Origin of the sequence: Aestuariibaculum marinum (assembly GCF_014596975.1) — a bacterium.
Lineage (GTDB): Bacteria > Bacteroidota > Bacteroidia > Flavobacteriales > Flavobacteriaceae > Aestuariibaculum > Aestuariibaculum marinum.
Map to the genome: position 1 here is coordinate 93,151 of NZ_JACVXD010000010.1, position 12,718 is coordinate 105,868.

Below are 12,718 nucleotides of genomic sequence, written 5' to 3' on the forward strand. Positions count from 1 at the left end.
TTTCATAATTATTAACTCTTTGTTCCTTTTGTTAGCTGCTATTAATCAACTCTCGAAGGATTCTCTTTTCTGTATACTATCACTCTCTTCCTTCAGTTGTATTTGTTAGTAAGACACCCTTACTTTATTTTACCCTACCCTAGGTTTTAAAATTTATAAGAAATCGTTCCTTTTATAAAAAATGGCGTTCCTGGCGTAAAGTGAATTTCTTCAACAGGAGCCGCTTCATTAAACAATCTCGATTCGGTAGCAAACTGTGTTTCATTCCACTCGGTATCGAATAGGTTTTCTACAATCACTCCTACTGTAACTTTATTAAACGTATAATTCGCGTTAAAATCGGTTACAAAATAACCTTTGGCTACAATACTGTTATCTTCATTTGCTGGTCGGTCATCAACATATCTATAGCGTAATCCTCCCGAAAACCCATCCAAATTATCTACCGCCAGGCCACCTGCCAAAGTAAAATCCGGTGCTAAAGGAATATAGTTTTCTCCTTCCGGATCTTCAGTACTTCTGGCGTGTGTTACAGTAGCATCAGAATCAAAATACAACCAATCGGTTAACTGGTAACGCAATCCTAAATCGGCACCATAACGCTCCGTTTTTCCACTTGGTTCAACAATTCCGGCATCGCCCACATAAACAAACTCTTGTTCTAAAAACAAATACCATAATGCTGAATTCACAATTAACTTTGGAAACGGTTTCCAAACACTTCCCAAATCGGCGCCATACGAACGTGGCAAAATATCTTTCCCCATCTGACTTACTACCACGCGCGTGTCGTTCGAGTGAAATCCTAATCCCGATTTTAAATACACTTGTAAATTGGTTAAAGCATCATAATAGAAATTTAGTTTAGGACTTACAATGGTTTTGGTTTCGGCCTGTGTGCCATAAGTATCTTGTAGCTCATCATTATACATGAACTTAAAATAATCCAGACGTAAAGACGGGGCTATTTTCAACTTCCCAAAATCGAATTGTGCATTGGTAAACAGCCCCATATTGGTTTGATTTAAATCCCCCAATTGTATTTGTTCTAGAGTCGTCTTTCTATTAAGGGTATGCGACAATTCAATATCATTAACTATATCGTGACGTAAACTAACTCCCGATGTCATGGTTAGTTCTAAATCTCCCAACAAGATTTCCTGACTTAAAGCGGTGTTAAATCCGAATATATGACGATCTTCCTTTTGCTTGATTTGATCGCCATTTACAGGGTCTTCTAAAAAGAAAGTGAAATTAGAATATAATTCAAATCCGTAATGCGAGTAAAACGCATTGCTCTTCAGCATAGAATTATCGGAGATATGCTTATTAAATTCCACATTAAAATTAGTACGTTCGGTAGTTCCTCCTTCGGTATCATCGATAGCTCCAAAACGAGAAATGCTTCCATCATCGACAGCGCGCTGCGGAATTTGCCCTGAAGCATCCCAACGACTCGTAAAGTGCGATAAGGTAACCGATACCTTATCGTTGTTCGGCGAATAGCTGGTAAATTTCCCAAACAGATTTAATCTGTTAAAATTTTGTGGTGACTCGTAAGGTCCATCAGTAGCGATATACTCGGTAGCGATATAGGCATTTTTATCGGCATCATGTTCCAGTAAATTGAACATTCCTAATGTTCGTAAGGTATTAAAATCGCCAATGGTTAAACCAACTGAACTTTCTTTTAAATAATCTTTAGTTGAAAAATCCACATATCCTGCTGTGGCAAAATCACCACGTTCGGCATAATACGCCCCTTTTCCAAAATCTATCTTGTTTACAGTTTCCGGAATCACAAAGTGTAAATCGCTATACCCCTGACCATGCGCGTGCGATACCATATTTACCGGCATTCCATCGACTGATAGTGAAATATCGGTACCATGATCAATATCGAAACCACGTAAGAAGATCTGTTCGGCCTTTCCTCCGCCGGCATGTTGTCCGATTATTAAACCCGGAACTTTTCTCAATATTTCCTGAGACGAGTTTACCGGGTTTGTTTTTAAATCTAATCGGGAAATGGTACTCACCGGATTTACAGTTTCGTTAATGACTAATTCACTTAACTGAAAGGACTTTTCCTCTAGGGCAATAATTTGTTTATTTTGAAAACTAGTACCATCGATTATAAGGAACTTATTCTTAAATCCTAAAAGTCCAATTTTCAATGAATCGCCCACAGAGCAATTATCTAGTACAAACAGACCATTTTCTAAAGAATGGGCATGGCTTTTAGAGTTTAAATTATAGATATAAGCAGCCTCCAATGGTTGTTTCGCTTTATTAACCACAACACCTCTAATTTGTTGTGAAAAACTAAGCTTTGTACACATTATGGCTGAAAATAGCATCATAAGTTTTAATACGTTCATGATTGTTTTTGAATTAAATATTTTTAACATCTTTCTCGGTCAACGGACCTAATTCAAAAATACTTTCCAGCAAATCCTTTTTCAAGATTTTTGCTTCTTTTAACTTATTATTAGCTTTATATACTTCAGCCATATGTAGTAGTGTTTGGGGCTCATATGTTTGGTTCGCGACATGTTCTTTCATGATTTTCAAGGCTTTTCTTTTGAAGCCTTGTTTATAATAAGCCCAGGCTAGTAAACCATACGATTGTGGTGTTGGTCTATTAGTAACTTCGGTTTCTGCAATAGCTAAAGCTTCATTTAAATTTTCATTTATATCGGTGTAGAGTATAACGTTGTAAGTGTTATACATATCACCATACAGCGGATTGTTTACTGCCATTTTGTAAGATTCCAGTTCTTTTTTATACAGTCCTGAATCTTTCTTAAATTTTGCTATTTCTGCTTTTAACAGGTAATAATCTGGTGCATGATACGTTTGCGAAACCGTGTTTAAAATACGAAGTGCTTCATCTGGATTTTTTTCATAAGAGTATACAATCCATGCAATGCCGCGTTTGGCATAGGCATCATTCGGACTTAATTCTAAAGCTTTTAAAAAATGATTGTACGAGGCTTCTATATTTCCACTATGTCCATAAAAATCTGCAAGATTGGTGTAAATCCACTGCTTTGAAACAGCAATATTAGACTCTTCAGCCTTGACTTTGGCTTGTTCCAAATATTTGATTGCAGCATGTAAATTGCCACGGTGATCTGACCATTTCGCTACCCGAATGAGATAATCGAAATCGGCATCATTACTAAACTCATCCAAATAACTTTTTGCTAAATCGTAATTTCCCAATTCTAAATGCACATCAAACAGCATTTTTTGAGTACCCTCTAGTTTATCGCCAATAGTTTCTGCTTTTTCCAGTAGTATTAAAGCCTCCTTAAACTTATGCTGAGATATATAATTGGCTGCAAGTCCTTTTAAATATGAGGTGTTCGAATAATTAGTTTTTATATTTAGATTCTGGTAGACATTTTGGGCATCTTTAAGATATTCTATTTCTCCTGTTATACCGAATAGCTGACTATTTGCCAAAGCTATTTTTGACAAATAAGGAAATTGATTTGGGGTACGATCAAGCTTCTCTTTCCAAAACTTTAAATCATTTAAAGCTTCTTGTTTAGCTGTTTCATTAGTGGTTTCTAAGTAAACATTATACTCCTGAGGATTTGTTACTTTTTTAGATATAGTTGTACAGCTTGTTACAGATACAAGCAAGCAAAACAGGGTAATACATTGTAGGTTCATTGTATTTGTTTTTAAGGTTATTGTTTGTTAGAGAAACTCAGAAACAAAGAACTTACTCTTTGTTTCTGAATTAATTATAAGCTTCTACCATGGTGAAGCCAGATATGGAAATGAGGCTAAAAAAGGCTTGTCATTGGCATCAACATTATCATCTGATAATCCTGGGTTCTCTGAAAAATCTTCCCCCCCGAAGATTAATAACAGTTCTACCGTAATTACGTCATCTGATAAATTTCTACCTGTCAACACATTAGTTCCATCATAAAAAGTAGTGGTTCCATCAAGAGACACATTCAACACATCTGTAGCTAATACACTTGTAAACGTGGCAGCATCTAACCCTAATGCGTTGGTATCTCCTGCATTAGCAAAAGCAGGGCTTAACCCTTCTAAATTTGCTTGAAACATACTTTGAAATGATGCGTTTTGCATAGATGGTACCGTGACATTAAACATATCTTTACTTGATGGTGACACAAAAACAGTATTTACTGCTGGTCTTCCCATCTGATCTTCCTGCATGTAGGTTCCTGCTAAATTCGGAAGTCCGTTTTCCATTTTCATATCATCGTCGTCACTACAATTGAATGCTACTAAAGGCATTACTAAAAGTGCTAGAAATAGTTTTATATTTTTCATAATTGTCAGTATTTCGTTTTTTAAGTTTTTTATTGCTTTCTTTTTGATTCCACCCAGGTGTTAATAGTTCCGCTACCACCTATTTGACTTTTCGGCACTTCAACTACAACAGACATTACATTGGTTCCTGCGAAAGTATCGGAAGCCATACCGTCTGGTAAAAAAGCGCCTTCTTCCATACCGTCTCCATCGTCATCACCTGGCGTTACGATTTGTACATAGCGGGCAAAATCCATAAAAAACGGATCGTCTCTTGGTCCTGCGAACACTTTAACTCCGTTTTTCATCCCCATCATGGCATCAGATCCATACGGTGTAATATTAGCTACAGCAGCGTTATACACTTCGTTTGTACCCACCATACTGTTTAACCCTGTTTGCATTGGCATTTTAGGTCCGATAACATACATTTTACCATCCTTAGGAATTGCCTGAATGACATAATCTTCAACATAATCGTTATCACTATCAATGTTGAATTCAATCATAACACTTTCATCAAAACTTGCCGATGCTGTGTTTGCCGGACTTAATAAGCCCTGAACATTGGCTACAAATACCAGGTTGTTGGTATCTTCTCCTTGAAAGGCATAAAAATCTGTAATGTCGCTAGAGCCACCCTGCACGGACGGTGCATCGATGTGGTCGGCTGCAACAACAAAGTAACTAGCTACTGCTACTACTCCAATTCCTAATACTGTTTTTAACTTTTTCATACGTTTATTAATTAGTTATTTACTCGGTTCTCATGCATACCTACGCAAAAAAGAAAAACCTGGTTTTGTTAAAATTTTGTTAAAGAAAATAATTGCAAAATATTCCTTGAAAACATTACATTTACACGAACAAAACCACAAGCCATGAATCCGTCTGCAAATGGTTGGATAAAAAAATTACTTAGAGAAGTTGAGGCAACACCTGAATTTCTTAACCTCAGCGATAAAACCTTTTATGCCGCTTTAAGAGATTGCGGCTTTATTTATGGAAGTAATTTAGATGTGGTTTTAAACATCCTTCCTAAAGAAGATCTGATAGAAGAAGAGCTTTGTAAAATAAACCATTGTTTAGCATTACTGCACACCCACCACAACGCCACGACCGAAACTCCTTTTGTTGAAAGCGTTATTGATTTTTATACTGAAATAAGCGAAAGAAAAACTTCGTTTTTTGAAGATTTATTAGGCGGAAAAAAATCGAACGAACAATTAGAAAAATTAATACACAAGCGTATTCAGATTGATGCTAATATCATCACAAAAAATTTTAACTACTTCATTATAAATGCGCTCTTATATATAGATGTGCTGGCTTATGATAATTATTTACGAGAGCAAACCATTTCAACGTCTTACATAAAAAACCTTGAAGCCTCTATTGAATGTGTCTCGTTAGATGTTTTAAACACAAAAGAAGACAAGAATGCATATGATGAAAGTTTAATTCGGTTAATTGAATCCTCTCTTCGTTTTCAGGACCACACGCATATTACTTACGAAGACGCCATTTCGAATATTAAAACACCTTTAGAAAAGCAATATATATTAGATTTGGCTTGTATGGCCGCTTGGACTGATAAAACGATTGATAGTACTGAAAAACGGTTTCTAATTCAATTAGGGCGAGATTTCAAAATTGAAACGCAACTCATAAAACAATCTTTAGAAACGGTTAACAGTTTTTATACCACAAACAAAGAGAATATTGCCGTTTTAGGCTCTAAGAATATTGTTCAGAGTTTTTATAATAACTCGAGCAAAATGGTAAAAAAATTGATTACCAGAAACAGCAAACGCCTATATAAAGAGTTAAAGGACAGTAAAGAACTTATGGTGCTTTTAACCCAATCGACTGTGAGAGACTTAACCGGAGAAGAACAAAAGAAAGTTCAGGACCAATTACTGGATATTTTTAAGTCTATACCAAGTCTGGCTATTTTTTTACTTCCGGGTGGTGCTATACTATTGCCTTTAGTAGTAAAATTTATACCTAAACTCCTGCCTTCTGCTTTTGATGAAAATCGCATTGATGAAGATTAAGTTTTAAGATTCCAACCACTCTTTAAAATCCTTAACCCGCTCACGAGCCACAATAACTTCATCGTCTTTATAACTATTCAATTTTATTTGCAATCGCGAGTTGGTATAGCTTACCATATCTTTTATGGCATTAATATTCACAAAAAATTTTCGATTAATTCTGAAAAATAGTTGAGGCTCTAATTCACTTTCTAAACTTTCCAAAGTGTTATCTAACAAATAATTCCTACCATCTTTGGTATGAATATAAGACCCTTTATTTTCGCTGTAAATACATTCTATATCATCGACTGCAATCAATTTTAAATGTTGTCCCACTTTTACAAAAAATCGCTTTTTATACTCCCGGTCTATTGGGTTAACCAGTAACTTTTTAATATCATTAAAATCTAGAGACACCGATTGCTGTTGTGGTAAACGCTCTTTGTATTTCTCTACAGCAACTTGCAAATCGTCTTCATCAATAGGTTTTAATAAATAATCGATACTGTTAAGTTTAAACGCCTGAAGCGCATATTCGTCGTAAGCCGTGGTAAATATTACAGCACTTTTAATAGGTATTGTTTCAAAAATTTCAAAGGACAAACCATCACTCAACTGAATGTCTAAAAATATTAAATCGGGATGCGTATTGGCCTCAAACCAGTTTAAAGATTCCTCTACCGAATGCAACATGGTGCTCACTTCAATATTCAGCTTTTCCAACATCCGTTTTAATCGGCGCGCCGATGGCTTCTCATCTTCTATAATAATAACGTGCATATATAAAATCCTTATTCTATTAAAATATTAAACCACTAGTTCTTATACCAGAACAACTATTCCCAACGATTAATTTTCTCTTTTTCAAGAAATGCCTTTATTTTACGTGCCTCCCAATCTTTCTTAAAAAGAATTTTTCCTTTAAATACATACCAGCCATGAATACTAATAAAAACAGTCCAAGCTACGAGCACAATGATATTAAACCAAAAGAAAAAATCTTTATATGGCCCTGACATGATGTACAAATTATATCCCAAAAGAGCTGCAAGAATTAAATACCCAACCAAATGAATGTAAAATATTTTTAAATTATATATCTTTTTTTGAGCTTTCAAGAATGCATCTTGAGTTAGTTTATCGCTGTTCATGGTTATCTAAATTTATGTTTTCTTTTTCCATGTACTCGGCAATCTTACGTTCTTCCCATTTTTTACCAAAAATAAAATTAACTCCATAAACACTTAAAAAATGAAATAACAAACCAATGCCCCAAAACAAGGGGGTTGCAAAAGTGCCAAAACTAAACAACTCTCCTCCATTAGAAACAATAAGAATAATTATAAAAAGATTCACAATAATATAACTTGCCAAGTGCCAGTAAAACCCTAATATTTTTTTCACCTTTTGTTTAGCCCGCAAGTAAGCATCCTCGCGGTAAAACCGTTCGTCTGAACCTTCGTTTTTATAAGATTCTAAATCGTAATTTCTCATAATAGTTTTTAATTAAATTATTTCCATCGGGTATTTTCTTCCTCACGCATAAATTGATCTATTTTTCGTTTCTCCCAGTTGCGACCTAAAAACTGATCGTTCACAAAAACTCTAAACGCTTGAATAACCAGACCTATCCCCCAACCAAACATAGGAAACCAAAACCACTGAAAACCCCAGGAAGTCTTATAGTTTACAAATATTAAAAACGGAATTACTAAAAAATAAGATAACAGACTATAATAAAAGCCTTTAAGTTCGTCTACATGATTACGTGCTCTTACATAAGCATCGTCTAATGATTGATTTGATTGTGTTCTCATAACTGATATTTGTTTGGTAAGCATTGGAATTGCGACTTCAAAACGGTTTGCTTCCTGATTGATGTTTATTTTTCTTGACGTTAACAGCTTATAACGCTGCATAATATTATTTAAACCAACGCCACTACTTTTCTTTACAATTTGCTTTGGCTGTAAATTATTTTCTACCACCAAAGTATTACCGTCTTCATAAATTTTAATATGCAACGGTTTTGCAGGCGTAACCATATTGTGTTTTACAGCGTTTTCAAGTAGTAATTGCAGCGATAACGGCACTACTTTGCTTTCCGGATTAGTAACCTGCTCAGGGATTGCAAATACAATACTATCTTCAAATCGCATTTTTAATAAAGACATATAGGTCTTTGCAAAATTGAGCTCCTCTTCTACAAGCACCAACTCTTTATTTTTTTGTTCTAAAACGTACCGGTATACTTTAGACAAACCAGATGTAAATTTCTGAGCATTTTCAGGATTTTCATCAATTAAACTAGTCAATACATTTAAACTGTTGAATAAAAAATGTGGATCTAACTGATTTTTTAAAGCATCAAATTTTGCACTTGCCGTACCCGCAATAACCTTCTGTTCTTTAATTCGGTTTTGCTGATATCGGTTATAGAAATAGATAAGATGAAAAATAACAACAATAATCAAGGTTATGATTAATCCGAAGCCATAATATTGAATTCGTTCGTGGTTTAAAAATTCCTGAAACGAATTGCCATTGTACCAAACCGATGTTCCTGCACGCAATACAAACAATCCGGAAAGGGTTACCACAACAGATCCTAGAATGCCCAAAATAATACGTTTAACAGATTCGGTAGATTTCCACTTTAAAGTTTCAAGATAACTGAAGAACAATAAATTAGAATATCCTAAAACAAATGAATACAGTTGATAGAATGCAAAGCTTATCAATGCTACTTTTACACTTACAAACTGCAACCCGTTTTCAAGTATATTGCCCACTAAAAAAACAGCGCATCCTATAAAAAATGTAATGATTATATTTTTGAATCCTTTGGTCATATTAAGTTCTAAATTGCTATACTCGTTATCTTCGATATTATTACTCCTTAAATTTAGTAAAAGGAATCATAACCGTTCTAACTACAGCTCAAATTTGCGACCTTAATAAGGGGTTCCGAAAAATGTTTTACCGAACTGTCATTTTTAACTGCTGAATTGTGATAAGTGAACTATTAAGAACAAAAAAAGCCAATGAATACTGATGCAGCAATATTCATTGACTTTATTCATTACCGTTAAACCCAACGGTAATTATACTACATTACCCTTATGTTATTGTGTAGCACTATATTTAAAAACAATCGGTACTGCATAGTTTACTTTTACAGGTTTACCGCGTTGTTTTCCAGGTTTCATTTTAGGTAATAAGCTAACGATACGTTCAGCTTCTTTTTCTAAAATTTTATCAGGGCCTCTTGATCTAATACTGGTTACATAACCTTTTTCATCAATAATGAATACTACCGTTACACGTCCACCAATAGCTAAATCAAGAGCTGCTTCTGGATAATGAAAATTATTTTTTACGTGTTCTAACATTTTAGAATTAAAACATCTCACAGTTGCTGCTTTAGATTTTCCTTCACATCCAGGAAAAACGGGTACGTTTTCTATAACTGAAAATGGTACTTCGGCCACTTCTTCTACTTCGGTAACAGCAACATCAGAAACGCCTAAGTCTGTATCGCCATATTCGACAATAGCATCTGTTTGAGTTACTTCAGTACTTTCAAAAACAGTTTCTTCTATAATTTCTTCATCCTCCACAATTTCAACACTTTCTGTTACAATAGCAGGAGGTGGTGGCGGTGGCGGTAAGGTTTGGGTAAATTGCACAATAGGAATTTCTTCCTCGGTTTGGGCCTGCATATTTACATAACCTATATCAACATCTTCTGTTTCATAGGTTCTATATTCTAAAGCTTGCCAAGACAAAAATAGCATGATATTAAGACCGATAGCAAAATATAAACTGCTGTTTCTGCCAATTTCTACATCGGGATTTTTTTTAGGTAACATAGCTGTTTATTTATAGTAGTAAAATTAACCTTTAAGCTCGATTTCTACTATGATATTTGTCATGTTTCAATTGATAAATTCTTGTCGTGAATGTCACTAAAAACAGATATATTATTGGTGGATTTTAGCTTGCAATTTTTCAATTAAAGCAATTGTTTTAACAAGAAATAAACGATTTACCTTTTATTTCCGTTAGATTTACAAACATTTTTAACTTAATAAATACGCTCACGTTTGAAAATCTCTTATACGATTGAAGAAATTAACGACCTATTAAAAGGTGAACTTGTAGGACACACCACTCATAAAATTGATAGTCCTGAACAACTACAACATGCTAAAACCAATCAAATCACATTTATTGGTAGTTCTAAATACATAAAACATTGGTCAGATTCTAAAGCCTGTGCTGCCATTGTCAATAACAATTTAACAGTAGAAGCAGGAGATAACCGAGCTTTAATTAAAGTAAAAAACGCCGATTTAGCAATGGCTAAATTACTGGAATTATTCAATCCGAAACCACCAGTTATGGAACATGACATCCATCCAACAGCTGTAATTCATAAGAGTGCTAAAATTGGTAATGGCTGTAAAATCGGTGCCAATTGCTATGTTGGAAAAGATGTTATTTTAAAAGATTACGTTACATTATATCCCAACGTTTGTGTTTTTGACGATACTACGATTGGAAGTCATACCGTAATTTGGTCTGGAACCGTAATTCGTGAACGCTGTATTATAGGTAGCCATTGTATTTTTCATACCAATGTAAGCATTGGTGCTGATGGATTTGGCTACAGACCCAGTGATGATGGGGCTGGGTTAACTAAAATACCACAAATTGGTAATGTAATTATCGGAGATTATGTAGAAATAGGTGCCAATTCCTGCGTAGATCGTGCCAAGTTTAGTTCTACAATTATTGGTGATGGTTGTAAAATAGATAATCTGGTACAAATCGCGCATAACAGTGTTATGGGACGTTCTTGCATTATGGCAGGGCATAGCGGATTAGCAGGATCGGTTACACTTGGAGATGGTGTTATTATTGGAGGAAGTGCCTCTATAAAAGACCATACTACTATACATTCCGGGGCAACTGTAGGTGCCGGTTCCGGTGTGATGAACGATGTTGAAACAGGCAAAACCGTTTTAGGCTATCCGGCTCAAGACGCCAGAGACACCCTTAAACAGTGGGTCGCTTTAAAACGCTTGACGAAATAGTAAACAATAAAAAATGGAGTTGATTACAGCTCCATTTTTTGTCTTCTCAATAATACTTTAGCATAATCCCGGCTTTCTTTATCTCCATAATCACGGTAAGCTCGCTGTGCCCATTGTAAGGCTGAATCGGTGTCTCCCAAAACTTCATAGGATACCGCAATATTTAAAGCAGCTCTTCCTGCCGATTTACTTCTTGGATTTTCCTCCACAATACGTTTCCAGACAGCAATGGCATCATTCCATTTAGCGACCTCTGCCGAGCGCCACCCAGCACTGAATAAGTCTTTATCACGTCCTTTTCCTTTTTTATACATGTCTCGTTTTACACGATAATAACTTGGCAAAAACCTATTGATATAATCAAATCCGGCGGCATAGGCTGTTTCACTTAAGGCATTCATTGGCGGCATCCCATTAACTAAATCGAAATTCATGTAGTGGGTTTGTTGAAACTGGTCGATAATGGTTTTAGTATATGGGTCGTACAACCTCCAGTAACTTCGAACATTTACGCGAGCACCGGTTGGAATTCTGGCACTTGGTTTTCCTGTGGTAATTACCGCATTAACCTGATCGACCACTGCCGAACGAATTAAATCGGAATTAGAATCGAAGTTTTCCAACACCAATAGCACATCGGCATTCGACTTTTCACATATTTGGGATACCTTATCCCATGGCAATAAATCGGGCGTGGTTCGTGTCCCTGTACCGTAAAGACGTAGCGTGTCTGGCATAATAATTTGAACATGACTCTTGTTGTGAATGCCATCGTACACACCTTTCATAGCCTCGTCTGATGCAATTCTGTCTGATCCCATCACTTCTCCTGTGGTGATGGCCTCCATGGTTTCTGCGTTTTTATCTTCAACCTTTGTTAACGAACGGTTTACCAGAACCACATTCGACACATTCTCAGGTAGAATAACCACTGGTTCCTGCGGATAATTTAAATACACATAGCCTGAAGTGCCACAAGATGTCAAGCTCAAACCAAGTATTCCTAATAATAAAAAGTAGATGTTTTTCATGTCTTTTGGGTTTAAGTTTCTCAGATAAAAACAAGAAACATGCCATTTATATTTTAACGTCCTGTTTTACCGATTGCTATATTACTAATATTTTTGGTTTTAGCTTTTATTGGTTTCAAATTAGGGTCTAAAACCCTGCAATTTCATTGCAGCACTTTAGTGATATAAAAATTATATCTTTATGATATGTCAGAATATCAGCGAAGAGGATCTCATACAGTTAGTCATTTGAGTTGTCATATAGTTT

12 protein-coding genes are annotated in these 12,718 nt (G+C 35.4%); 2 read left to right on the forward strand and 10 right to left on the reverse strand.

What is annotated here, in order from left to right:
* Positions 1–146: 146 nt before the first annotated feature.
* The 4 genes from ICJ85_RS14075 to ICJ85_RS16670 form a co-directional block, all read right to left on the reverse strand.
* Positions 147–2,381 (reverse strand): TonB-dependent receptor, encoded by a 2,235-nt coding sequence (locus ICJ85_RS14075; RefSeq protein WP_188224436.1) that lies wholly within the window; start codon positions 2,379–2,381, stop codon positions 147–149.
* A gap of 13 nt (positions 2,382–2,394) precedes the next feature.
* Positions 2,395–3,684, reverse strand: a complete 1,290-nt coding sequence (locus tag ICJ85_RS14080) for a tetratricopeptide repeat protein (RefSeq protein WP_188224437.1) — start codon at positions 3,682–3,684, stop codon at positions 2,395–2,397.
* A gap of 84 nt (positions 3,685–3,768) precedes the next feature.
* A complete protein-coding gene (locus ICJ85_RS16665) occupies positions 3,769–4,323 on the reverse strand; it encodes a DUF4331 family protein (RefSeq protein WP_188224438.1) in 555 nt (184 codons plus the stop codon).
* 29 nt (positions 4,324–4,352) lie between these two features.
* Entirely contained in the window at positions 4,353–5,039 is a 687-nt protein-coding gene (locus ICJ85_RS16670) for a DUF4331 family protein (protein ID WP_188224439.1), read from the reverse strand.
* Between the two features lie 144 nt (positions 5,040–5,183).
* Between ICJ85_RS16670 and ICJ85_RS14095 the strand changes: the two genes are divergently transcribed.
* Entirely contained in the window at positions 5,184–6,359 is a 1,176-nt protein-coding gene (locus tag ICJ85_RS14095; RefSeq protein WP_188224440.1) for an LETM1-related biofilm-associated protein, read from the forward strand.
* A gap of 3 nt (positions 6,360–6,362) precedes the next feature.
* On the opposite strand, the gene ICJ85_RS14100 is transcribed toward ICJ85_RS14095, so the two are convergent.
* The 5 genes from ICJ85_RS14100 to ICJ85_RS14120 all read right to left on the reverse strand — a co-directional run bounded on the left by ICJ85_RS14100 (position 6,363) and on the right by ICJ85_RS14120 (position 10,213).
* The gene (locus ICJ85_RS14100) at positions 6,363–7,121 is read right to left on the reverse strand and encodes a LytR/AlgR family response regulator transcription factor (RefSeq protein WP_188224441.1); all 759 of its coding nucleotides are present in this window, start codon (positions 7,119–7,121) and stop codon (positions 6,363–6,365) included.
* Between the two features lie 56 nt (positions 7,122–7,177).
* The gene (locus ICJ85_RS14105; protein ID WP_188224442.1) at positions 7,178–7,492 is read right to left on the reverse strand and encodes a 2TM domain-containing protein; all 315 of its coding nucleotides are present in this window, start codon (positions 7,490–7,492) and stop codon (positions 7,178–7,180) included.
* Positions 7,479–7,835: a 2TM domain-containing protein gene (locus ICJ85_RS14110; protein WP_188224443.1), complete on the reverse strand. Its 357-nt coding sequence runs from the start codon at positions 7,833–7,835 to the stop codon at positions 7,479–7,481. The genes ICJ85_RS14105 and ICJ85_RS14110 overlap by 14 nt, the downstream gene beginning before the upstream one ends.
* A 17-nt stretch (positions 7,836–7,852) precedes the next feature.
* A complete protein-coding gene (locus tag ICJ85_RS14115) occupies positions 7,853–9,193 on the reverse strand; it encodes a 2TM domain-containing protein (RefSeq protein ID WP_188224444.1) in 1,341 nt (446 codons plus the stop codon).
* Positions 9,194–9,466: 273 nt separating this feature from the next.
* Entirely contained in the window at positions 9,467–10,213 is a 747-nt protein-coding gene (locus tag ICJ85_RS14120) for an energy transducer TonB (protein ID WP_188224445.1), read from the reverse strand.
* Between the two features lie 234 nt (positions 10,214–10,447).
* On the opposite strand from ICJ85_RS14120, the gene lpxD reads away from it, so the two are divergent.
* Positions 10,448–11,440 (forward strand): UDP-3-O-(3-hydroxymyristoyl)glucosamine N-acyltransferase, encoded by a 993-nt coding sequence (gene lpxD, locus ICJ85_RS14125; protein ID WP_194420857.1) that lies wholly within the window; start codon positions 10,448–10,450, stop codon positions 11,438–11,440.
* A 23-nt stretch (positions 11,441–11,463) separates the two neighbouring features.
* Here lpxD and ICJ85_RS14130 read toward each other — a convergent pair whose 3' ends face one another.
* Entirely contained in the window at positions 11,464–12,471 is a 1,008-nt protein-coding gene (locus ICJ85_RS14130) for a DUF6340 family protein (RefSeq protein ID WP_188224446.1), read from the reverse strand.
* Positions 12,472–12,718 lie beyond the last annotated feature (247 nt).

What these genes read in the sequence shown, in the direction of transcription:
- ICJ85_RS14075 (WP_188224436.1), bottom strand. Translation starts at nt 2,381, where the DNA reads ATGAACGTATTAAAACTTATGATGCTATTTTCAGCCATAATGTGTACA.
- ICJ85_RS14080 (WP_188224437.1), bottom strand. Translation starts at nt 3,684, where the DNA reads ATGAACCTACAATGTATTACCCTGTTTTGCTTGCTTGTATCTGTAACA.
- ICJ85_RS16665 (WP_188224438.1), bottom strand. Translation starts at nt 4,323, where the DNA reads ATGAAAAATATAAAACTATTTCTAGCACTTTTAGTAATGCCTTTAGTA.
- ICJ85_RS16670 (WP_188224439.1), bottom strand. Translation starts at nt 5,039, where the DNA reads ATGAAAAAGTTAAAAACAGTATTAGGAATTGGAGTAGTAGCAGTAGCT.
- ICJ85_RS14095 (WP_188224440.1), top strand. Translation starts at nt 5,184, where the DNA reads ATGAATCCGTCTGCAAATGGTTGGATAAAAAAATTACTTAGAGAAGTT.
- ICJ85_RS14100 (WP_188224441.1), bottom strand. Translation starts at nt 7,121, where the DNA reads ATGCACGTTATTATTATAGAAGATGAGAAGCCATCGGCGCGCCGATTA.
- ICJ85_RS14105 (WP_188224442.1), bottom strand. Translation starts at nt 7,492, where the DNA reads ATGAACAGCGATAAACTAACTCAAGATGCATTCTTGAAAGCTCAAAAA.
- ICJ85_RS14110 (WP_188224443.1), bottom strand. Translation starts at nt 7,835, where the DNA reads ATGAGAAATTACGATTTAGAATCTTATAAAAACGAAGGTTCAGACGAA.
- ICJ85_RS14115 (WP_188224444.1), bottom strand. Translation starts at nt 9,193, where the DNA reads ATGACCAAAGGATTCAAAAATATAATCATTACATTTTTTATAGGATGC.
- ICJ85_RS14120 (WP_188224445.1), bottom strand. Translation starts at nt 10,213, where the DNA reads ATGTTACCTAAAAAAAATCCCGATGTAGAAATTGGCAGAAACAGCAGT.
- ICJ85_RS14130 (WP_188224446.1), bottom strand. Translation starts at nt 12,471, where the DNA reads ATGAAAAACATCTACTTTTTATTATTAGGAATACTTGGTTTGAGCTTG.